The sequence below is a fragment of the Enterococcus sp. ARL09-542 genome (assembly GCF_005234805.1).
In the GTDB taxonomy this organism is placed as follows: Bacteria; Bacillota; Bacilli; order Lactobacillales; family Enterococcaceae; genus Enterococcus_D; species Enterococcus_D gallinarum.
In genome coordinates this window covers 93,140-115,538 of the sequence record NZ_QPQX01000007.1, presented here as the reverse complement: position 1 = coordinate 115,538, position 22,399 = coordinate 93,140, and the positions used below count along the sequence as shown (strand labels likewise).

The 22,399-nt window shown below is 41.2% G+C and carries 19 protein-coding genes, 1 riboswitch and 1 other annotated feature; of the genes, 8 read left to right on the top strand and 11 right to left on the bottom strand.

Annotated elements, in window-relative coordinates:
* Window positions 1-108: 108 nt before the first annotated feature.
* Complete coding sequence (locus DVW06_RS09570; RefSeq protein ID WP_137264600.1) at window positions 109-1,932, bottom strand: glucose PTS transporter subunit IIA; 1,824 nt, start codon at window positions 1,930-1,932, stop codon at window positions 109-111.
* A 286-nt stretch (window positions 1,933-2,218) separates the two neighbouring features.
* Here DVW06_RS09570 and DVW06_RS09565 point away from each other — a divergent pair, with 286 nt between their 5' ends.
* The gene (locus tag DVW06_RS09565; protein WP_003127127.1) at window positions 2,219-3,418 is read left to right on the top strand and encodes a D-galactonate dehydratase; all 1,200 of its coding nucleotides are present in this window, start codon (window positions 2,219-2,221) and stop codon (window positions 3,416-3,418) included.
* Window positions 3,419-3,523: 105 nt separating this feature from the next.
* Here the strand turns inward: DVW06_RS09565 and DVW06_RS09560 are convergent, their stop codons facing one another.
* The 3 genes from DVW06_RS09560 to DVW06_RS09550 all read right to left on the bottom strand — a co-directional run bounded on the left by DVW06_RS09560 (window position 3,524) and on the right by DVW06_RS09550 (window position 7,207).
* On the bottom strand, window positions 3,524-4,231 hold the full coding sequence (locus DVW06_RS09560) for a GntR family transcriptional regulator (protein WP_137264584.1): 708 nt from the start codon (window positions 4,229-4,231) through the stop codon (window positions 3,524-3,526).
* A gap of 371 nt (window positions 4,232-4,602) precedes the next feature.
* Window positions 4,603-5,607 carry a plasmid pRiA4b ORF-3 family protein gene (locus DVW06_RS09555; RefSeq protein WP_081131346.1) on the bottom strand — a complete coding sequence of 335 codons (1,005 nt, stop codon included), beginning with the start codon at window positions 5,605-5,607 and terminating at the stop codon, window positions 4,603-4,605.
* Window positions 5,608-5,671: 64 nt separating this feature from the next.
* Entirely contained in the window at window positions 5,672-7,207 is a 1,536-nt protein-coding gene (locus tag DVW06_RS09550; protein ID WP_081131345.1) for a zinc ABC transporter substrate-binding protein AdcA, read from the bottom strand.
* 279 nt (window positions 7,208-7,486) lie between these two features.
* A riboswitch (TPP riboswitch) is annotated at window positions 7,487-7,587 on the top strand.
* A gap of 90 nt (window positions 7,588-7,677) precedes the next feature.
* Here DVW06_RS09550 and DVW06_RS09545 point away from each other — a divergent pair.
* From DVW06_RS09545 to DVW06_RS09530, 4 genes are read left to right on the top strand one after another with little or no spacing between them, the layout of a single operon-like run.
* Entirely contained in the window at window positions 7,678-8,289 is a 612-nt protein-coding gene (locus DVW06_RS09545; RefSeq protein ID WP_003127122.1) for a YkoF family thiamine/hydroxymethylpyrimidine-binding protein, read from the top strand.
* Complete coding sequence (locus DVW06_RS09540) at window positions 8,282-8,884, top strand: ECF transporter S component (protein ID WP_081131343.1); 603 nt, start codon at window positions 8,282-8,284, stop codon at window positions 8,882-8,884. Before DVW06_RS09545 ends, DVW06_RS09540 begins: the two co-directional genes overlap by 8 nt.
* Entirely contained in the window at window positions 8,881-10,293 is a 1,413-nt protein-coding gene (locus tag DVW06_RS09535) for an ATP-binding cassette domain-containing protein (RefSeq protein WP_029486921.1), read from the top strand. Before DVW06_RS09540 ends, DVW06_RS09535 begins: the two co-directional genes overlap by 4 nt.
* The gene (locus tag DVW06_RS09530; protein ID WP_040013728.1) at window positions 10,220-10,900 is read left to right on the top strand and encodes an energy-coupling factor transporter transmembrane component T; all 681 of its coding nucleotides are present in this window, start codon (window positions 10,220-10,222) and stop codon (window positions 10,898-10,900) included. The genes DVW06_RS09535 and DVW06_RS09530 overlap by 74 nt, the downstream gene beginning before the upstream one ends.
* A gap of 113 nt (window positions 10,901-11,013) precedes the next feature.
* Here DVW06_RS09530 and DVW06_RS09525 read toward each other — a convergent pair whose 3' ends face one another.
* Entirely contained in the window at window positions 11,014-11,523 is a 510-nt protein-coding gene (locus tag DVW06_RS09525) for a signal peptidase I (RefSeq protein ID WP_021151036.1), read from the bottom strand.
* Between the two features lie 233 nt (window positions 11,524-11,756).
* On the opposite strand from DVW06_RS09525, the gene DVW06_RS09520 reads away from it, so the two are divergent.
* The 3 genes from DVW06_RS09520 to proS all read left to right on the top strand — a co-directional run bounded on the left by DVW06_RS09520 (window position 11,757) and on the right by proS (window position 15,302).
* A complete protein-coding gene (locus tag DVW06_RS09520) occupies window positions 11,757-12,557 on the top strand; it encodes a hypothetical protein (protein WP_003127116.1) in 801 nt (266 codons plus the stop codon).
* The gene (locus tag DVW06_RS09515; protein ID WP_003127115.1) at window positions 12,558-13,580 is read left to right on the top strand and encodes a hypothetical protein; all 1,023 of its coding nucleotides are present in this window, start codon (window positions 12,558-12,560) and stop codon (window positions 13,578-13,580) included.
* A gap of 44 nt (window positions 13,581-13,624) precedes the next feature.
* Window positions 13,625-13,827: a binding site (T-box leader), on the top strand.
* A gap of 41 nt (window positions 13,828-13,868) precedes the next feature.
* Window positions 13,869-15,302, top strand: a complete 1,434-nt coding sequence (proS, locus tag DVW06_RS09510; protein WP_003127113.1) for a proline--tRNA ligase — start codon at window positions 13,869-13,871, stop codon at window positions 15,300-15,302.
* A 164-nt stretch (window positions 15,303-15,466) separates the two neighbouring features.
* Here proS and DVW06_RS09505 read toward each other — a convergent pair whose 3' ends face one another.
* From DVW06_RS09505 to DVW06_RS09480, 6 genes are all read right to left on the bottom strand, one after another.
* Window positions 15,467-16,471, bottom strand: a complete 1,005-nt coding sequence (locus tag DVW06_RS09505) for a lipoate--protein ligase (protein ID WP_137264583.1) — start codon at window positions 16,469-16,471, stop codon at window positions 15,467-15,469.
* Between the two features lie 19 nt (window positions 16,472-16,490).
* Window positions 16,491-17,228: an MBL fold metallo-hydrolase gene (locus DVW06_RS09500; RefSeq protein ID WP_003127111.1), complete on the bottom strand. Its 738-nt coding sequence runs from the start codon at window positions 17,226-17,228 to the stop codon at window positions 16,491-16,493.
* Window positions 17,229-17,408: 180 nt separating this feature from the next.
* Window positions 17,409-18,197 (bottom strand): DUF975 family protein, encoded by a 789-nt coding sequence (locus DVW06_RS09495; protein ID WP_003127110.1) that lies wholly within the window; start codon window positions 18,195-18,197, stop codon window positions 17,409-17,411.
* A gap of 12 nt (window positions 18,198-18,209) precedes the next feature.
* Window positions 18,210-19,292, bottom strand: coding sequence for a M42 family metallopeptidase (locus DVW06_RS09490; protein WP_003127109.1), 1,083 nt, complete (start codon window positions 19,290-19,292; stop codon window positions 18,210-18,212).
* An 87-nt stretch (window positions 19,293-19,379) separates the two neighbouring features.
* Complete coding sequence (locus tag DVW06_RS09485) at window positions 19,380-21,437, bottom strand: FtsX-like permease family protein (protein ID WP_137264582.1); 2,058 nt, start codon at window positions 21,435-21,437, stop codon at window positions 19,380-19,382.
* Window positions 21,427-22,191, bottom strand: coding sequence for an ABC transporter ATP-binding protein (locus DVW06_RS09480; protein WP_003127107.1), 765 nt, complete (start codon window positions 22,189-22,191; stop codon window positions 21,427-21,429). Before DVW06_RS09480 ends, DVW06_RS09485 begins: the two co-directional genes overlap by 11 nt.
* Window positions 22,192-22,399: the final 208 nt, after the last annotated feature.

The window sequence follows — 22,399 nt, the reverse complement described above, 5'->3', positions numbered from 1 at the left end:
ACAAAAGTCTTGTCGCAGCTCTTTCTTTCGAACAATTGGACAGAATATGCCGCAGCTGTTTTTGCCAGGTGCATCTCCCCTCTTGTTAAACCTCTTTTTTTCTTGAATTTAAGCGTTTAAAATTACCTTTTCTAATAGGGCACCGGCTTGATGATTTCCTTCAAGACCGATCGTTCCTGAAAATTGTTGGACACGTTCCATGTTCGTGATTAGGACGACGACCATCGTTTCTTTGCCTTGTTGTTCGATATAAGGCAAGTCCATCGCTGCTAGTTTCGATTGTGGGGTTACTTGCTCTCCTACTTTTACGAATACTTCAAAGCCTTTGCCATCAAGAGAAACTGTATCGATTCCCATATGGACTAGAACTTCCACACCATTCGATGTGGTGATTCCCACCGCATGTTTGGAAGGGAAAACCGAAGTGACTTCACCACTGACTGGCGAATAGATTTGGCCGTCTTTAGAGTGAATGGCATACCCTTCACCCATCATTTTTGTTGAAAACACTTCGTCGGGTACATCTTCCAATGGAATGTATTCTCCTTGCGTTACAACATGCAAATCAAGTTCGTTGGTGAAGGTTTCTGTTTCTGCTTGATTAGGGACTAGGAAATAAGTCAGAGCAAAAGAGGAACCGATCGCCAAGACAATGCCTAGGACCGCATAGATAAAGTATTCACCAATATAAGCCGGCAAACTAAAGATACTGGATAAAATATAGCCATAGATCCTTACGCCAAAAAAGCTGATGAACGCTGATGCAATCGAACTACCGATGGTAGCTGCTAAAAATGCTTTTTTATATTTTGATAAAATCCCAAACAATGCTGGCTCAGTGATGCCCAGCAATCCTGACACAGCTGAGGACAAAATGATTGATTTTTCTTCTTTTGATCTTACTTTAAAGTAGATCGCTGCGGTTGCGCCGGTGATCGCCATATTTGCCATGAACATCATTGGCATCAACATATCATACCCTTGATTGGCAAAGTTTTGTAATGCGATTGGCGTCATTGCATGGTGTAATCCGGTAAAGATCGCAATTGGACGAATAGCACCTACAACAATTCCTGCCAATACAGGAGAAATCGTAAACAAGCCAGCTACACCATCTGCAAGCAAATTGCCTAAATGAATACTGATTGGACCAATAACTGTTAGTGTAATCAGTCCAGCCACAAACAAGGAAATCGTCGGTGTAAAGACGGTCCGCAGAACTTGCGGCAATACCTTGTCTACCCAGCGATAAATGTAGCTTAATGCTAAAACAGCAAAAATGATTGGAATAACGGTACCCGCATAATTGAAAACGGGAACTGGTAAAACCCCAAACAGTCGAAAGGCCGAAATATTGCCTTCAGCAACTGCATTCGTCATCGTTGGAAATTGTAATATTGCAGCAATGGCGATCGCCAAGTATTGATTCGTTTTAAAGATGCGCGCAGCAGAAGCAGCAACAAAAAATGGCAAGAAGGTAAATACGCCGCTGGCGATCATATCAATGACTAAATACGTATCTGTTTGATTGGAAATCACATTTAAGGCAACCAATCCTGCCATCAACCCTTTAATCATTCCTGCCCCAGCGATTGCTGGAACAATTGGTCCGAATACACCGGAGACTGTATCCATAAACAACGAGACAGCGCCTTTTTTCTCTGAAGACTCTTGACTCTTTTCATCCAAACCAAGTTCTTTGGCTAATGGAGCATAATAATCCGCTACATCTGTACCGATCACCACTTGGAGCTGATTGCTTTGATGTTTCGTTCCCACCACTTTAGGTATTTTTTCTAAAGCAGTATAGTCAACTTTCTTTTCATCCTTCAAATCAAAACGAAGCCGCGTCATACAATGCCAAGCATTATTGATATTCTCGGATCCACCAACATCTTTTATGATCTGTTTTACGATGTCTTCTTTCATCATCATTTTTTCCTCCTGTTGTTTGCTAACGGACTTGAATCTTGAGGCGCCTTTTCAAGTGGGTCCGTTTTCACACACATAGTAGCATGGCTGCACCCGCTTGTAAAACCAGTCCTTTTATTAAAAAAACAGACCAAAAAGGCTATGTATCAACAAATAAATAAGAATCCATCTAAAATTGGACTGGTTTTATGAGCCATAGCCATCTTTTTTTGGACCAAATTGACAGCGGTTGCTCTGCGTGTTTCAATGGCTATATCAACTAGATACAAAAATTGGAGTGAATAAAATGACACCAACGATCATCACCGACGTCAAATCCTTTGCGATCAAACCTGATCGCCATAACCTTGTTGTCGTTAAAGTAGAAACCAATAAAGGAATTTCCGGACTAGGCTGTAGTACGTTTCAATTTCGTCCTTTAGCAGTCAAAACAGTCGTTGACGAATATTTACGTCCCCTTCTGATGGGTAGAGACGCGAATGAAATCGAAGACATCTGGCAAGTCATGAATGTCAATTCCTATTGGCGCAACGGTCCGATCACAAACAATGCCATCTCTGGTATTGATATGGCATTATGGGATATCAAGGGACAGTTAGCTGATATGCCTCTGTATCAACTGCTGGGGGGAAAAGCAAGAACCGCGATCCCTGCTTATACTCATGCGGTAGCAGATAATTTAGACGATCTCTATCACGAAATCGATCGCTTTTTGGCAGCCGGTTATCGCTATATTCGTTGCCAGCTCGGGTTCTATGGCGGGAATCCAAGCCAGCTGCAAACACCCGAAGAACCAATCTCCGGCTCTTACTTTGATCAGACAGATTATATGGAAACGACTTTGAAGATGTTCGCAGCGATCAAAGAAAAATATGGCAACCAATTTCAAATGCTGCATGATGTTCATGAACGCCTCCATCCGAATCAAGCCATTCAGTTCGCCAAAGCAGCAGAACCTTATCAGCTCTTTTTCTTGGAAGATATTCTGCCGCCTGACCAAAGTCACTGGCTGACACAATTACGCAGTCAGTCAGCAACCCCCATTGCAACAGGTGAATTGTTCAATAATCCAATGGAATGGCAAGAACTAGTCAAAAATCGGCAGATCGATTTCATGCGGGCCCATGTATCACAGATTGGCGGCATTACGCCAGCATTGAAGCTAGCTCATTTTTGCGATGCGATGGGGGTTCGAATTGCCTGGCATACGCCTTCTGATATCAGTCCAGTCGGCTTGGCAGTCAATACGCATTTGAATATCCATCTGCACAATGCCGCGATCCAAGAAACAATCGAGTTGCCGGCAAATACCCAATCCGTGTTTGTTGGCAGTCCCCAACCCAAAGGCGGCTTCTTCTATCCAATGGAAAAAAGCGGGATCGGTATTACATTTGATGAAGAAGCTGCGGCTGATTTTCCGGTCGTTTACCGCCCCCATGAGTGGACACAAAGCAGAACGCCGGATGGTACACTAATCACACCTTAAATAATAATCCTAAAAAACTCAGCAGCCTGACTCAAATTGTTGAATCAGAGCTCTGAGTTTTTTTTGATTTATCGTCTAGGAAATTTGTGGCTCTTCCTCTGCCGATCAATCGATGCGTGAACGATGGATTTCTCGATCGAAAGGTCGAATATAGGTGACTGCATAGTCGATGGCGATGATGTTGCTGAATTCATAGACCCGCCCATCTTCCAAAATTGCCCGATTCGTGATTTGCATCGCTGGTGTCCCCCGTTTGCACAGCAAGATTGCCGACTGGGCCATTGAAGTCGCAATCGGGGTATAACTGCTGATGTAGTGGGAAATCCGATATCCGCAACTCTCAACATAGCGCTGAATTGAATGTTCTACTACCTCTTGAGTGACATTAGGAAATAATCCTACCGGTAGCTTCGACGTTTCTAGCTGTTCAATCTTATAATTGACGATTCGCACCCGTTCAAAAGTCCAAACTTCTTCATTGTCTGCTAACTGAAAGATTTTTTGTTCATCTGGGGTAGCGGGTGCTTTACTCAAAGAAATCATTTTGGAGTGGATCCGATCGTAAGGAGTCCGTGTCAAGGAATTAAAGATCATGGGATTTTTGACCCACTTCTCATGGATAAAGATTCCCGATCCTTGGACCACACGAACGATGCCGATTTCTTCTAAATTTTTGATTGCTTGTTGAATCGTAAAGCGGGAAACGCCATAATTTCTGGCAAGTTCTCTTTGATTCGGTAATTTTCCTTCAATAAATTCTTCCTGATAAATTTTACTAAGCAAATCTTGAACGATAAATTCTCGTTTTTTCATAAAAACTCCCCTCACTTGCTCTCAGCTGTCGCCAGAACAGATAGTCCATCTTCTAGAGCGATTGAAAGATGCACCTCACAGCAGATAGAGCATCGTCGCTTGTCCAGTATCATTACGAACTATTGTACTCGAATGTACTCGAAAATCAATCTGCTGAATCATTGGCTCTAGAGTTAAAAAGTTAGAATCTGTATCAAACCAGGCGTGTCGCCACAGAAATGAGTATTTCTATATCAGCTAACTTGATGTAGTTCATGAATGGTCAACACCTTAATCAAACAAGGACCGATCAAAAAAGATGTCACGAACTGTTAAACAGATTCGTCACACCATCGTATGAATCGATTATTGCACTTATTCCGAGAAAAAAATTAGTCGGACGGATCAGATTCCCAGTAATCCCGGAGTTCTTCATTGATTGTTTCAACATTCACTGATTCTCTTTGTTCCTCTGGTTGCTCTTCGTTTGGCACATCACCAACCGCTTTTAGACAATCAGGCGTGACTGTTTCACCTGCTTCAGCAGCCGTCAGTATTTTCTCGATTTTTATTTTGTGGGTCCAGTCAGCACCCATGTCATAAATGTAGGTCAGAGTTTGGCAGGTTTGGAAATCATGGTCGATCACTAATGCATTTGTAGGTTCCGTGTTCGGCACATCGATTGAATTATTGCCGGCAAGAAAAAGGTAGAGCTGTGAATCCTGCCATTGAAAAGCAATTTGGATCATATTATGGAGTTGTTCATAACTAATGCCTGCAGGAATGAGCATCCTTCGCCAAATCGGCGGCTTGAAACCTTCCAAATCAATACGGATTTGATATGCAGCGATTCTTTCTTCGCTAGCTTCAGGAACTTTTTTTATTGGAAAAGGGACGATTTTTGGCGATCGTTGATTTTCATAGGGATGTTCGATCGGAACCAAATCATGATCTTCCGGTTCGACATCATGAAGCATCTCTAGCATTGCCGCTTTCTTCTCTGAAGACCAGAAATGCGGTTTTGACATGCGAGAGTAAAACACAGGCTGTTTTTCTGCAAGAACAAAGATAATCTCTTGGTATTGTTCTTTTGTGATGTGCTGTTCTTTATACATGCAATAATAAAAATCTTCAATAGCTAATTTAGCAAAGGGGAGGAAATTCAAATCATAAGGAATCTCTTGAGGCATCATTTCCGTATAGACCCATTCGATAAACTCTTTGTCTGTCAGCATTCTTTTATTCGTCTTTTGTTCTGCACAAAAAATCAAATAAAAAACCGGATCTAAGTAATGATCTAAATCATCATTACTGACAACACTCGGACCACCGAACAACGCGACATGATCCATCATGTGATCGATTACTTTTGCTAATTTTTTCAATGTTTTTTCCAAAAAATACCGCTCCTTTCTATCAGTTTAACTTTGACGAAAAGAGCAGTAATTGTCAATCTTTTTTTTAATGAGCAAGCATTTCCTGTGCAATTTCTAATCCAGACAGATCAGTCGGATAGAACGTTGGCCAATGATCCATTTCCGACAATAATGCTTCTTGACTTTCATTGCCAAAATAAAGGTGAAAATGATGGGAATCAGTTGGTGCAATCGAGTGATCGCTAAATTGGATATATTTGAAGGCTGCATCGTTATCTTTTGATTCAAACAAATAACGGACGCCGCGATTCCCTGCTTGGTAATTCAAGATCTTTTTGCCTACATATTGATAGGTTGCTTTCTTGGTTGTGCCATCTTCAAAGGTAAATGCCATCGTATCTCCTGTGATCGTAATTTCTGCAACATCTGTTTGGTAGCCAGTTGTATAATAGTCTTTGTATTCCTCGGCCGTCATGCTTTTATTCTGTTTTGCTTTGTAGTCAAAAACTTGATCCAGCGTGCCGTCTTTCAAATAAGGATAGACCGATTGCCACTGTCCCTTCCAGTCCGTGAGTGAGCGGTCTTGAACATCTGCGTCGTCGAAATACCCATTATAAACGGTTTTTTCTTTCTCTGCTTCTTTCACTTCTTTCTCATTGGCTTGTGAAGTAGTCAGCATCAATGCGTCTCGGTTTTGTTCCATGATAGAAATGTAATCTTCCCCACGATCCATTTGTTCCTGTGTCAATCCTTCCAGCGGATTCAAAACGGATAAATCGACACCAGCTTCTGTTGCCAGTGTTTTGGCAATACTGTCTTTGGCATTTTCTTCAAAGTAAATCGTCTTGATCCCGGTATCTTCTACAAAATGCTTCAACTCAGCAATACGTGCCGCTGAAGGCTCTTCATTGGGAGACAGTCCAGCAATCGGAACTTGTGTCAATCCGTATTCCAAAGCGAGGTAGCCAAAAGCAGCATGCTGGGTGACAAAATGCGTTTGCTTGGCATTCTTAAATGCTGACTGATAAGAATCATCCAATGACTGCAATTTTTCTAAATAGGCCGCAGCATTCCTTTCAAAAGCAGCTTTCTTTTCTGGATAAGCCCTGCTTAGCTGATCACGAATGCTTGCTACTTGTTTGATTGCAAGGCTTGGTGCTAGCCAGACATGAGGATCTAATTCATGAGAGTGCCCTTCTTCATGATCGTGCTCGTGATCGTGGTCATGCTCTTCATCACCCGACAGCAACACCATCCCCTCCGTAGCTTTCACAATGGTGACATCTCCTTCTTTCAATGTAGATTCAATGGCAGGAACCCACATTTCCATGTTCTCATTATTGTAAACAAAGGCATCCGCTTCTTGGATTTTTGCCATATCTTTAGCCGATGGTTCATAGTCATGTGAGTCTGTCCCTGCCGGCATCAACAATTCGACATTGCCTTCATTTCCCACCACATTGCGAGTAAAATCATACATAGGATAAAAACTAGCGAGGACTTGAATCGTTGGATCACTTGATTGTTCTGTCTGTTCATTCGCTGATTCCTTTGTCACACTGCAAGCAGCCAACCCTATGGTTAAAAGCGAAATACCTGTTATTTTTAAAAATTTCTTCATCTCTTTACCAGCACCCCTTTTTGATTTAGCAAAACGATCATTTCTCCTAAAAAAACACCAGAGAGCCTGTTACGATTTGATTTTCACAAATCGTAACACTTACGTTTTACTTTCGATTATTTACTTTACACAAGGGAAAACAATCTGTCAACACCTAAAAAGATGTTTTTTATATGTCTATTCTTTCATATCTGCAGTGATTCATTTGTCTTTTTGCTCGCGCTGTCTGACTTGTTCTTTCAAATCGTCTGTGCTACACTCAGAAAGTAATTGAATCGAATTATCCACTAGGGGCGCTTTATGCTGAGATAGACAGTTTGTCTGGTCCCTTTGAACCTGATTTGGTTAATACCAACGTAGGGAAGTGGTTGCGCAGCTTATTTCGCGTTCCCATTTTTCTGTCTACCCGTGGATAGAAAAGGAGGAACGCTTTTTTTGTAGACAGAAAATCATTCGAAAGGAAGAATACTATGGAAAATTGTTCAATGAATCAAATCGATATCACGGGATGCCGCATCAGTCTTTATCCAATGAAAGATGATTTTGCCTCTCACATTCTTCGAAGCATCAAAGAGACCGATACCACAGCCGTTTGGCAGCAGACAGATCTTTTCAGTACACTCTACCGTGGTGAAGCTGCCAGTGTGATTGATGCGGCAGCAGCTCTTTTTGTCAATGCCTATGACCCAAAAACACATTTGGTCGGTGAGTTCACTTTTTCGAAAGGCTGTCCAGGAGATCTGGCTGGTGATGCCTTTCTCAGCGGCAAGCATGAACGGCCAAATCATCAGCAAATTACTGCAAAAGGTACGTTCATCGTTCAGTGCAAATATTCTTTTTATGTCTTTGGACGTGAAGATTATATGGAAGAAATTGCGCATATCGTCTCGTTGGCGGATGCCATGGGCTTACAACCGCAATCGGCCCATTACGTGACGCTGCTATCTGGCACAGCCGCTCAATTATTCGCCTATTTTGAACAAGCACTGGCCTATGCACACGAAAAGCTGCCTCATTATGTTCTTGAAGGAACCGTTTCAGTCAATAGTCCCTCGTTGAAGGAGGCCTCTTTGCATGAGTAAGTGGCAATTAAAGGATGTGATCATGGTAGGCATCGTTTCTCTCGTATTCGGTGTCGTTTATTTAGGGGCCGTTCACTTGGGGGTTTTACTCAGCACCTTGTTAACTCCATTTGGCCTCGCCATTCTAGCGAATGAATTTCTCTTTGGGATTTGGTTTATAGCGTCTGCATTTGCCGGTTACGTACTAAGAAAACCAGGTGCAGCCACGATTACTGAAATGATCGCCGCTTTGTTGGAGGTTTTCATGGGTAACTTTTATGGTCCAATTATCTTTGTCAGCGGCTTTCTTCAAGGAATCGGCACAGAGGCTGGCTTTGCCGCTTTTCGCTATCGAAAATTCGGCTGGTCTTCTTTGATCCTGGGAGCTTTGGGAGCGACTGTCACCAGTTTTATTTGGGGCATGATCCGTTCCAGCTTTCTTGATTTAAAGTGGCAATTACTGCTGACTATTTTCGTGATCCGTCTGCTTTCCGCGCTCCTTTTTTCAGCTGTCCTTGTTAAAGTGGTTTGTGATCACTTAGCAAAAATGGGGGTTTTGAATAGCTATCCGATTGCTCAACATACTTGCTTCAAACGAAGCCGTGTGAAAGAATGAGTTTAGCACTAGACTCCTGTGTCTTTACGATTGATGAGCAAAAACTTACCGCTACCTTTGAATTAGCTCCTGGGGAAATCAAAGGGATCTATGGTCCTTCTGGTTCAGGAAAAAGTACGTTTTTTCGCTTATTAGCCGGTTTGTCGGATCAAGGGTTCGAATCTGGACACTATGTGATCGATGAGAAAGATTTTACTGATTTATCCCCTGTACAACGGATTGCGTCCGTTAGTTTGATGTTTCAAAATCCCGATACGCAGTTTTGTATGCGAACTCCCCGAGAAGAGCTGTTATTTTGTTTGGAAAACAGAGCCATTCCATTAAACGAAATGACTCGTCGTATTGAGACGGCACTCGATTTTTGCGAGATTCGTCATTTAGAAGATCGAGTGCTGACAACCCTCTCAGGTGGGGAGAAACAACTAGTAGCGTTAGCATGCTGTCTTGTTTTAGAAAGCCGCTATCTTCTATTAGATGAACCTTTCGCTAATCTCGATTCGCTGACCGCCCAATCATTGCTTGAAAAATTAACAGAAATTCAACAAAAAAAGAAAATCGGAATTCTTTTAATCGACCATCAAGTCGCACCGGTCGCTGACTGGGTGCAGGAATGGCTCCTATTAACAGATGCTTTTCAGTCGGTTCCTTCTCAGTTGCTTTTAGAGCAAGAAGAGCAGCTAAGACAAACTATGATTAAACCGTCCCTCATTCCTATTGAGCCGCAGCCCCTCTTGCGGTTTGAAAATTTTCGTCTGCCAATTGGCAGACATTCTCTGCTGATCAAAGACGAAGTCTTTTCGACCGGAGAACGAATAGGCATCACAGGAAAAAGCGGGATAGGAAAATCAACCTTTTTTAAAGCCCTGTTGCAGCAAGTTCCCTATGATGGAACGATCTATTACCAAGAGCAATGCTTGACCTCTCGCAGTCGTCCTTTCGATCGGATGAGCTGGGTCATGCAAAACCCGCAGGATCAGTTTCTAGCTTCCTCCGTGGCACAAGAATTAGCCAATGGTCAAGAAAGAGAGGATCTCTCTGAAAAGCTGAACCAATTGGGACTATGGGAGAAACAGGAAGATTCTCCTTTCCTATTAAGCCAAGGACAACAACGGCGATTAGCTGTTGCCTGTTTGATCGATCGTGAGATCCCGATTTTGCTTGTTGATGAGCCAACCTATGGACAAGATTTGCGGCAGTCTTGGCAATTGATGTCGTTATTGGCAGACAAAGCGGCCAGCGGTACACTGGTCTTCATCATTAGCCATGATTTGCGTCTTCTGTCAGATTTTTGTGACCGAACATTCGATTTCAATCATTTTGTAAAGGAGTCTTCCAATGAAGTACCGAAACCCAACAGTCAAGCTGCTGACTTTATCCGCGCTGGCTTTGCTCGTCTCTTTTCAAGATAATTTGTTGCTAAATAGCAGTTTGACTTTATTTTTCTTGTTGCTGCTCTTGGTTTATCTGCCTCTGAAAAAATTGCTCAAGTTACTTTTTCTCTTGTCTTTAAGTGCAGTCGGGATCTTTTTTACCGGGCTATTATTTTTCCAAGAAGGTCAAAACGGCAGCACGACAGCGGCATATGCCTATGGCATTCGTCTCGCCAGTCGCGTTTATTGTTTTGGGACATTAGGAAGTGTCTTTGCCGCTACGACCTCACTAACAGAGCTGATCTATTCTTTACAACAGCAACTTCGCTTGCCTCCTGTTTTTGCTTATGGCTTAATGGCAGCCTTTCATATGGCACCTATGATTCCTAAAGAGTACCGCAACATCCAGTTTAGTCTGAAATCTCGAGGAATCACTTATTCCAAACTATCCTTAAAACCACTGATTCCACTGATGGTCAAATCGATCCGCTGGTCAGAACTTCTAGCTGCAGCCATGGAATCTCGCGGATTTGTCGGTGATGCACCTCGAACCTATGCAGTGAATTATTCAGTCACCCTTAAGGATTGGTTGTTTGGACTTGGACTTCTTGGCGCTGGATTGATCCTTACTTTGCTTCCAGTATGAAGCTAAAAAAAGGGATAGAATAAACAACAAATCTGATTCTAAACAAAAAGATACCGCAAACAGGACAGCACTTGCTGAACTTGTTTGCGGTATTTGTTATTGATTAGTGGAACTTACATTACCATTCGTTTCCCTTGTTTGATCTGAGAAATCATCACCAAAAAAGTGGTTGCTGTAATATAAATGGTGAAAACCAAATAAAGCTTTTTTACAATAGAAACAGTTTCGCTCGTGACTAGATGACCGATTCGAGGCAAATGAAACAAAGGTTGGCCAAGTAATTGACTTTTTCTGATTTTGGTCGTTTCCATGTGGTCTTGAATGTCTCCGATCGTATACATCACTTGCTCATTTTGATCAATTGCAGCAATTCGCCGCGTGTATATTTGTTCCCCTTGATTCACAAAATAAGTGATTGCCTCGCCGACAATCAAATTTTCTGCATCCACACTTTTAACAAATAATAAACTTCCAGAGGAATATGTTGGTTCCATTGCGTCACTCTTCACAATAGCGATGGGTAACCCTAACATTTTTGGAATAACAATCATGAGTAAAGGCAGAAGCATAATAATTAATGTTGTAAAAGAAAGAAGGATACTTGTTTTAGAAATTTTTTTCATCACAGTTCTCCTCTATTTTTGATATTTTTGTATATTACGTTTATATTATAACGATTAATGATTTTTTCAAATAATATGAGTCCGCTTTTTTAAATGATTTTTTTTATTAGTTATTTTATTATTTCTGGTATAACACCCATTATCATTTGACTTAATCAATTGTTTTGTTTTATTCTAGACGTGGATAAAAAACAGGAGAATTCATATATGTTTAAAAAAATAACAAACTAAACTTGAAGAATGCAATTCCCTTCTTAACGATTTCTGCTTTTTCTCTGGGAATTATCTTGTTCTATATTTCTGCTCTGATTAATCCAGTGATCAGTCTTCCTTCTATTGAAAAACAGGAAGATTGGCTGTATTATTCTGCAGCAGAACCAGAAACAACTTTCGACAGTAACTATGTGAATTTTTTGCCTAATATTCCTACCAATGAAAATTTGGTAATGGAACGTAAAATCACCAATGAGCACTACTACCCGACATTGCTGTTGGTGGGCGATCATCAGAAAATGACGGTTTATTTAAATGATAAACTTTTATATACCAATAAAAAAGAAGTAGCAGATGGTCTTGTGAATCCTGGGAAAACCCTCTCTTTTGTCACCTTGCCAGAAAATTACCAAGGCCAAACACTACGTATCTATGTATCTAGTCCTTTCAAAAATTATTCAGGATATCCCGCTGAGGTCTTTCTTGGTTCTTCAAACGCTTTAGTCAGTTATGTCTTTCGTCATTCGATTCCCAATATTTTCATGCTTCTTCTGACAGGTTTTATCAGCTTGCTTAATTTGATTTATGTAGGGATTAAATTAGTTAAGAAACGAAAATTACTCGTTTCGAAATTATTATTCAGTGCTTTTGCACTGTCAGCTGGACTAGAAGCCGGTTTTGGCGATATTCTTGGAGGGTTGCTCTTTAACCCCACCATAAATTCAGTGATGTTGAATGTCTTATCGATCATTACCCCAATGTTCTTGATCGGCTTTTATTTATCGAAAATGGAAGTTCTTCAACAGAAGTACAAGATTTAGGTGATCTTCCATGGCATTTGTGGTGCAGCAGCCATTTTATCTGTCTTTTCCCATCAACTCCACTTGCCGGAAATTATGGATTATATCCATTTACTGAATATTTTTAGCACTCTTGTGACATCCTTTGCTGCCATCTATGAAGCGGTTAAAAAGAATCAATTTTTTGTTCTTTGTTCTCCCTGGATCGTTTTATCCGCGATTGGTCACTGCTTTATCTACATTCAAGATGTCCTAAACAGCGATCAATCAAAAATCAATTGGAATACGATTTTCTTCGTACTCTTGATTATTGTCTGCTGGTGCTATGATTTGCTGCGTTTGTTTTTCTATAATGAGGGGAAAACAAAAAAACAGGATATCGCAGGACTCAAGATTCGCTTGTATGAAGAACAACAACCGATAATTCAACAACAAATCAATCAATGGCAACAAGCTTTTCTCGGTTTTCGCAAACAGTTGAATACTGCAAAAGTCATGCTGGAAGACAACAGTTTGCTGGGAGCTTTTGATCAAATCAACCTAATCGAGCAGACGCTAGAAGAATCCTGTCCAATCAAAAGTGAAGATCATTCTCTAACAACCCTGCTATTGACAAGTTATCAGCAATTGACTCAGCAAAAAAGCATTGAATTCTCTTATGATGTGGATATTCCCGCAATCAAAGAACTAGCTGAAGAAGATTTTCTACAATTATTTGCTCATTTAATGGACTATGCAATTCGGGAAACGTATCTACTCAAAGATCGCGCCCTGCGGAAGATTCATCTAAGTGCTATCAAACAGCAGAATCAATTGTTCGTCAGCTGTCAGTTTCCAACTTTGGCTACTTCGGAAAAAGAAGCCATGCCGAATATTGAAACCTTTGAAGAAGAAAACTATTTTGATCTTCAGATTATTGAAAAACTGACCCAGCAAAATTTTGGGTCTTGCTCGGTCTTACATGAGGAACAAGCCACTCGTTTTTCTCTGACATTTTCTTCAGATGGGTTGCCAGATTACCTAGAGCTAGTCAGTAATGAATAACAAAATGACAAAAAAAGCTTGCTTTTTTCCGAGTTTCGATTTAGCATGAATGTAAGATTTGGATCAGTATTCTTATGATGGTTAAAGAGAGTTGGAGCAAGCTGGAAATCCAATACCCGCTAATAAGAAGAACCTGCCAATGGTAGTGACCGCAAAACGGTCGGTGTGAAGACCTTATCCTTCATGAGTTGGACTAGCAATAGTCAACAAAGGTGGTACCGCGAAATCCAAGCATTTCGTCCTTTTTATAGGACGGAATGCTTTTTTATTTTTTAAGGAGGAAAAACAATGACACAAAAAAATGATTTTACAGAATGGTACATTCAGACCATTCAAAAAGCCGAATTGATGGCTTATTCGCCAGTTAAAGGATCAATCATCTTCCGTCCTGATGGCTTTGAGCTATGGGAACATATTCAAGAAGAATTTAATCGCTTTTTAAAAGCAGAAGGCATTCGCAATGCGTATTTCCCAATGCTGATCCCCCAAAGTTTTTTCACGAAAGAAGCGGATCACATTGAAGGATTTGCTCCTGAATTGCCTTGGGTGACAGAAGTCGGTAATGAAAAATTAGAAGAACCATTAGCATTGCGTCCTACTTCTGAAACTATGATCGGTTCAGCCTTTTCTGATTGGATCAATTCTTACCGTGATCTACCATATGAAATCAATCAATGGGCCAATGTTTTTCGTTGGGAAAAGAAAACACTGCCTTTTCTCCGCACTTCTGAATTCTTATGGCAAGAAGGACATACCGCCCATGAAGATGAAGCAGGTGCAAGAAAGCGGACGTTAGGAATTTTGGATGAATATGCACGTCTTTGCGAAGAATTTTTAGCCATTCCAGTGTACAAAGGACAAAAAACACCTTCTGAACGTTTTGCTGGCGCGGTGGATACCTACTCCATCGAAGCCATGATGAAAGATGGAAAAGCTGTCCAAGCCGGTACGAGCCATTATATGGGGACGAAATTTGCGGAAGCTTTCGATATTACTTATTTATCGAAAGAAAACAAACATACCTATGCACATACAACTTCTTGGGGTGTTTCTACACGTTTGTTAGGCGCATTGATCATGACTCACGGTGATGAAAACGGATTGGTTTTCCCACCAACGATCGCCCCTACGCAAATCGTCTTGATGCCAGTCGGACCTTGGAAGAAAAATCCTGCCATTTTAGAAAAATTGGAAGAGTTGTTTGCATCTTTCAAAGCCAAAGGTATTCGTGTTCGCTTAGATGATTCTGACAATTCGCCAGGTTACAAATTTAACGAGTGGGAATTAAAGGGCGCTTGCTTACGAATCGAATGTGGTCCAAGAGATTTAGAAAATGGGCATGTAATGGTCAAAGTCCGTGATCTTGCCGAAAAACAAACCGTAGCATTTGATGACCTTGCTGATTTCGTGGATCAGCAATTGGCTGCGATGACACCACGTTTGCTTGAAGCAGCTCGTAACAGAAATAAAGAGAACGAGTATTACGATATCGAAACACTGGAAGAGTTAAAAGCACATATCGAAACCTGCAAAAAAGAAGATAAAGTCACTGGTTTTGTCTTAATTGGTTGGGACGGGACAGAAGAAACTGAAGCCAAGATCAAAGAAGAAACTGGCTTTACTACCAGAAATATCCCATTTGAAGCTCCTATGGAAAAAACAGTTGACATCGTCAGCGGGAAACCTGCTAAACACACCGTTTGGATTGCCCGAGCTTACTAAGCAAAGAGCAAAAAGAAAAAAGCGCAACCCGTAAAAAAACGGCATGTTCACTAAAAGAAAAAGCAGCCACAGATCGTAGGATCTGTGGCTGCTTTTTCTTAGTGCATTTCAGTTATTCTATAGATTTTCGTTATATCCACATCTTTTTTTGATTTGCTGGAAAATCAATAAACTAATTCCAACAAATCCTCAGGGGTAATATTGCCAAAATATTTTTTGACATCAATTTGATCAATCACATCTTTCAATGCAGATTTATCATAGCGGGTGCCGATAAAAGCTTGTTCAACGTCAGCAATATCTCCTAATCCAAAGAAATCTCCATAAATCTTTGCTTCTGTAATCTTGCCTTCTTGAACGTTAAAGCGAACTTCGATCGATCCAATTGGAAATCGTTTGCGGCGTTCAATATCAAACGCAGGAGATTTCCCGTAATTCCAATCCCAGCTTCGATAATACTTGTCGGAAATTTCGTTGATTTTGACCCAATCTTCCTCAGTCAATGTATAGGTCTTGACTTGGTCGACTGAATCCACACCAAAAATCTTCAAAAGAATCTCTTCACGAAACGCTTCGGTCGTCATATCTTGTTTGTCTTTTGGTAAGAAAGGTTTGATATTCGTCACGCGAGAACGAATCGATTTGATCCCTTTTGATTCGATTTTATCTTTGCGCACTTTCAACGCATTGACCACTTCATTAATGTCACTGTCAAACATGATGGTCCCATGAGCAAACATTCGACCATTGGTGGCGTACATTGCATTCCCAGAGAACTTCATATCATCAATGACTAGGTCGTTGCGGCCTTTTAATTGTGCCCCTTCGACGCCCATTTCATGAAGCGCCTGAACAATTGGTTTCGTCAATTTTTCGAAATCACGGAATGAATTACCGTCATCCGGCATGATAAAGCTAAAATTCAAGTTTCCAAAATCATGATAGACAGCCCCACCGCCACTAAAACGGCGAACCACATGGATTCCATGAGCATCGACATAGTCTTTATTGATTTCTTCGATCGTATTTTGATTTCGTCCAATAATAATCGACGGCTCATTGATATAAAACAGCAGGATCGGTTCATCCACCTTCATTTCCTGCAGCAAAAAGATCTCAATGGCTAGGTTGATTCTTGGGTCGTTGTTTTCATTTGGTACAAAAAGCATCTGCTACTCCTCCTCGGGTTTAAATCTCAAAGATTTTTTGAACTGCTGCCAATTCAACCGGTATCCCGTTGGCCGCCGCTGCTGCCTCTTCTTTCAGTTGCTCCAGATCACCATGCTGTGGGAGATGAGTCAAAACCAGTTTTTTGACCTTCGCTGCGGCAGCAATTTCTCCAGACTCTTGAGAAGTAAAATGAGCTTTGTGGCGCTCATTCCCTGCAAAGAGGTAGGTATCTGCTAAAAATAAGTCGGCATCTTTGGCAAAATCGACAAAACTTTCTAAGTAGCCGGAATCGCCTGTGAATACAAATATTTTACCTGTACTATTCTCCACAAAGCGCATGGCATAACAAGTTACAGGATGAATCGTCTTCATAAATGTAACAGAAAACGGTCCCAATTCCAACTGTTTTGTTTGTAAATAATCATGCCCTTCTGTAACTCCCGCCATGGTCAACTCATTGAAATGAATACTGTCTTCTCCATGCCCATAAATGGGCAATACGTTCCGCTCTGCTTGCTTAGGAAATAGCTGCCAATAATACTGTAAGACACCCAGATCTGCGATATGATCGTGATGGTAATGACTCAAAATCACAGCATCCAATGCTAACGGATCCAAGATTTTTTCCAATTGAATCAGTGTCGTGCTGCCAGCATCCAGCAACAAATGATATCCCTCAGACTCTAATAAATAGCCAGTAGTTCCCTCACCCTTATAGGGATATGCGCCTAAACATCCTAAAACTGTTAGTTTCATACTTCCGCCTCCTTATCCCTATGCTATCACAAAAGCATTGGATTACTCAAAAATAAACAGCAAAAACGGCTGCGACAGCTGGAGCTCATTAGCAAAAGAAATCGATGATTTTCTCTCTCATTGCTGCATTGAGTCACCCAACGTCACAACCGTGAATCATATCTTTACAAGAGGTGTTCTTTAGCTAAGAACGCGATCATTTTCTTTTTCGATCAACGCTTGATAAAAGGCGGCATTCGCAGTGTTTGCGTAGGCCAGCGCCCAAAATAGACCGATAACAAAAGCAAACAAACCTAAAACCATCCATCCTAATAAAGAAATCTGCAGCAAAATATACTGACCGATATGATTCTTCATTAAATGCCAAGCTCCTTTTATCGCTTGTAGCGTCGTCATTTCTGGATGGTCGTATCGTACATAGATCGCAAACTGAAATAATCCGCTTATGATCTGGGAGACAAATAAGAAAAGGACCACAGAAATAAGAAAACTGATGATGAAGGAAATCGACGAACGGAAGAGACTCCAGTCTACAGTGATCCGACTGTTGACATTCAAGACTAAATCAAGGTACTGATTCATTCCGCCAACAACTAAATGGGGTAAAAACGTCACAAAACTAATCAGATAATTTACGAGAGCATTCACCAAATTCAGCAATAGAAAAGGTACGTAATAACGCTTGTCATAAACAAGAAAAATATCCGACACATGGATCTCCCGCTGACGAATCAAGAACAGTGCCATGATATTTAAACTTATCGTCAATGCGAAAAAAACAAAGTATTCCAAAATATAATCAATGATTGTTTCTCGTGTCTGTTGAAAGGTATGGTTTGTCAATGACAGCACCAAACTGCTAACCATGCTTTGAATGGCTATCGTAGCAATAAAGGCTAAAATATACCGCCCCCACATGCCCTTTAATGCACGTGATGCCATGGAGCGGATCTCACTATTTTTTCTCATCCTCTACTCCTTCTAATAGCTTCGTAATTCTTTCACGGTTTTGTCATCTAAGCGACGAACAACTTCTGTTACTAATTTTACTGTATTTAAGTAGTCATCTTCATGAATGACAGAAGTATGGGAATGCAAGTAGCGCACTGGAACTGTAATCGCGATCGATGGTACACCATCACGGGTCAGATGCATTTGACCGGCATCTGTTCCCCCACCGGTGATCACCGTATATTGGAAAGGAATCTCTAATTCTTCCGCAACATTGATCACAAAATTCAAGAGTTTCTTATGAGGGATCATCGATGCATCAAAAATCAAAACTTGCGGCCCCTTGCCCAAGACAGAATCTGCTTCTTTTGGAGTCATTCCTGGCGTATCACCAGCTGTCCCCGTATCAAGAGCAATCGCGATGTCTGGATTCACTAGGTGCGTACTTGTTCGTGCGCCACGCAATCCTACTTCTTCCATGACATCACTGCCAGCAAACAAGCAATTTGGATGCCCTTCAGCAGCCAACGTTTCCAACACACGCAAAGAAACTGCTGTTCCAATACGATTATCCCACGCTTTAGCTAGCAAAAACTTACTGTCATTCATCCGTTTGTATTGGATATACGGCGTAATCATATCTCCAGGACGTACGCCCCAATCTTTTGCTTCTTCCTCACTAGAAGCACCGATATCAATGAACATGTCTTTGATATCATAAGGCTTGTTGCGAACTTCCGGCGTCAACACATGAGGTGGTTTAGAACCGATTACACCATGAACCAATTTGCCAGCTTGCGTTTTGATTTCTACTTCTTGTGCCAGCATCACTTGGCCCCACCAGCCGCCTAATGTTTGAAACTCGATGAAACCTTTATCGGTGATCTTTGTCACCATAAAGCCAACTTCATCCATATGTCCGGAAATAAAAACTTTAGGTCCGCCGCCATCCCCTACATGTTTGGCAATCACGCTTCCTAACCCATCGTAAAAGATATCTTCGGCAAAGTCTTTCGCATATGCTTTGAAGACTTCCCGTACTTCTTCTTCATTCCCCGGAACACCACGGGCAGTTGTCAGATCAATCAGTAATTGCTCTTCTTTTTTATCCATCCTATCTACTCCTCTACTCATTTATCCCTTAAATTATACCATTCCTCGTGTCTTGTACCAGCTCAAAATTGAAAAAAATCTGACAGCTTACTCTTCAATGATCCGTAAGCATAACTTAACTGTAATCAAATAAGCAATAAAGAATACGACGGCTGCAACACCTGCAAACAGATGTGCCACCCAATACCCTGGACTCACGATGATTTGCGTCAGCGTGTTGATTGCGAATGCGGCATGTAAAATCGCGAGTAATGTACCTGGCATGAAAACCCAAAAATTCTGCCAGTAGACGATCGAACGAATTTCTTTTTTGCTATAACCGAGTGTACGCAATAAACGATAATTTCTTTTTTCCCGCTCTGTATTAGAAAATTGCCGTACAATCAAACTGCTAGACGTAGTGATCAAAACGATCACCCCGACAAATAAAGAAACGAACAAAATAATACCGCCTTGCCGTCTAATGGCCCGCATATTCGGATAGCGATTGGCGAAGTTCAAGCGATAACCAGTAATAAACTCCTTCGATGATTGTTGCTTCTCTGAGATCTCCGTTTGCAGCTGATACTTGACTTGGCCTTTGTCCTGTGTTCGCTTGTAATAAAACGGATAGGTCCATTCGACTGAAAGTCGATCATCTAACGTCCGAGTTAATTGCTCTTGATTCTCCGTTTGAACATTGAAATAAGTCAATCGATAGTCAAATCCCGACATGTCCTGAAAATCCTTGTCATTGACGACTAATACATTGGGTAAGGTGTAACGCAACGCAATATCACCAAAATAATCTTGATACGTGTTGTCTAAGAGGAGTTTTTTACCATTTTCCAGCGCAATATTTTTTTGGTAAGTTCTCAAGTTGTATGCAATATCATAATCATCATCAAACAAAACAGCAGTATTTTCTCCTAAAGAAACCGCAGGTGCATCCGGCACCAATCGACGAAATGCTCGGTAATCGGATAAAGAAAGCGCATTGACCAATACGGTTTCTTGTCCTGTATTTATCGGATTGGCCAAGTATTTCGCGTTGATGTTTAACGGCACGATACGAAAAGTGAGCGTCTGCTCCGCGACGACCTGACTCTGATTTTCCAGAATCACTTGCTTTAACTCTTCCGCATTTTCTGCTGCGACTTGAAAATCGACGGGATAATCACGATTGGTCGCCTGATAATTCAAGGAAATCACCCCCATCGTGCCACCAATCAAAGAAATCGCGATCGCAGTAATGATCGTCAGTAATGAAAAACTTTTCCATGTCCGCTGCAAATAAGCCCGGATATTGTTGAATGCAATCAAGCGTGTGCCTTTGCTGATTTTTTTGCGGGGGAGCGTTAAGACATGCAACAACATTGGCAATGTGCAGTCAAAGAACAAATACGTCGCTGTGATACAGCAAAATAAAATCAGCAATGGAATCCATAAAACAGCAGTATAATCTTCTGTATAATTAATATAGCGCTCCAGTGTCGTTCGTAGCGTCAGAGCTAAGTAATAGCCGATCCCTAACAGAAGCAAACCGATGATCCCCATTGCCATCCGAAATGGGCGACACTTCATTTTGCTCACTGGCAGTGTATAGTTGTTCTTCATTAGATCGATCAAAGGATTCTGCCAGACAAACAAAACCACTTGACCACTCAAAACTACCATGGCAAGCAAAAATACCCACACGGTAGTCAAAATCGAACGAGGCGAATTAAAAAAATGACTAGTGATGGATAGTCCCATCACTCGAATCAAGATCATTGAGAAAAATTTCGAGAATATAATCCCCATGAAAATGCCCACAACAAGGGAAAAAAGATTTAGGAGGAACGTTTCTCTCAGCAGCAGCCAGCTTAACCTTGCTCTGCGCAAACCCAGGAGCTGATAAACACTGATCTCTTTTTGCCGTTGATTCAAGAAGAAATGATTGGCACTTAGCATAAAAAAAAGCACCACAACAGCAACGATCGTACTACCAAAACCTAATACGCCATCGATGCGAATGTCTTGCTGCACTCGTTGAGTCAGCAAACGGTCATTCATCATAGCACTAAATGAATAAAAAATCATGACTGCCGTCATCATGCACACAAAGTAAACGACATAATTGCGAAACTGCTGCAAAAAACTGCGCCAGCCAATTTTATAGAGCATGGCGATCCCCGCCTCCAATCGTCGCTTGCATATCGATGATTTTTTCGAAAAATTCTTTGCGGGACCCTTTTTTGACTACCTCTGCAAAAAAGACACCATCTCTAATAAACAAAATACGATTGCAATAACTTGCAGTGAAAGGATCGTGGGTCACCATGAGAATCGTCATATCTTCTTGCAGATTGATTTCAGCTAAATAACGCAACAGCTCTGTCGCCGCTTTTGAGTCTAAGGATCCCGTGGGTTCATCTGCAAACAACACGGAAGGACGGCTGATGATTGCTCTGGCGGCGGCCACCCGTTGCTTTTGACCGACCGATAGTTCTTCTGGGTAGCGGTCTAACAAATGAGCGATTCCCAATAAGTTCGCCAAATGTGCCAATCGCCGGTCAACTTCATTGACCGAAAGACGGTCGATCGCCAGTGGTAAGATAATGTTGTCTTTGGCAGTCAACGTGTCTAGTAAATTAAAATCTTGAAAAATAAAGCCGATTTCTTTTCGGCGAAAATCGCTTAGCTCATTTTCTGACAAGCGGGTGATTTCTTGTCCTCCGATTGCAACAGAACCTAGACTCGGACGTAAGATGGAGGAGAGGATATTCATCAGTGTCGTCTTTCCGGCACCACTTGGTCCCATGATCCCCACAAATTCCCCTTGATCAACGGAAAAAGAAAGATTGTCCAGGACTTTGGTTTGATTGAAGCGGGTTCCATAGGTTTTTGTCAGGTGCTTCACATCGATCATTTTTTTCATGCAAATTCTCCTTGATCTATTTCTACTTTTCTTCATATTTTCTTTATGGTAGCATATTTTCTTCTCTATCGCCCCTGATTCGTTTTTACACATAAAAATTTTTTACAATTTTTATTCATTTTGTGAAACGTGAAACATGCAAGTCCTTGTTATCATCAAGTTTTTATTGAAAACCGCTTTTGAATATACACTACATATTGTGCATACT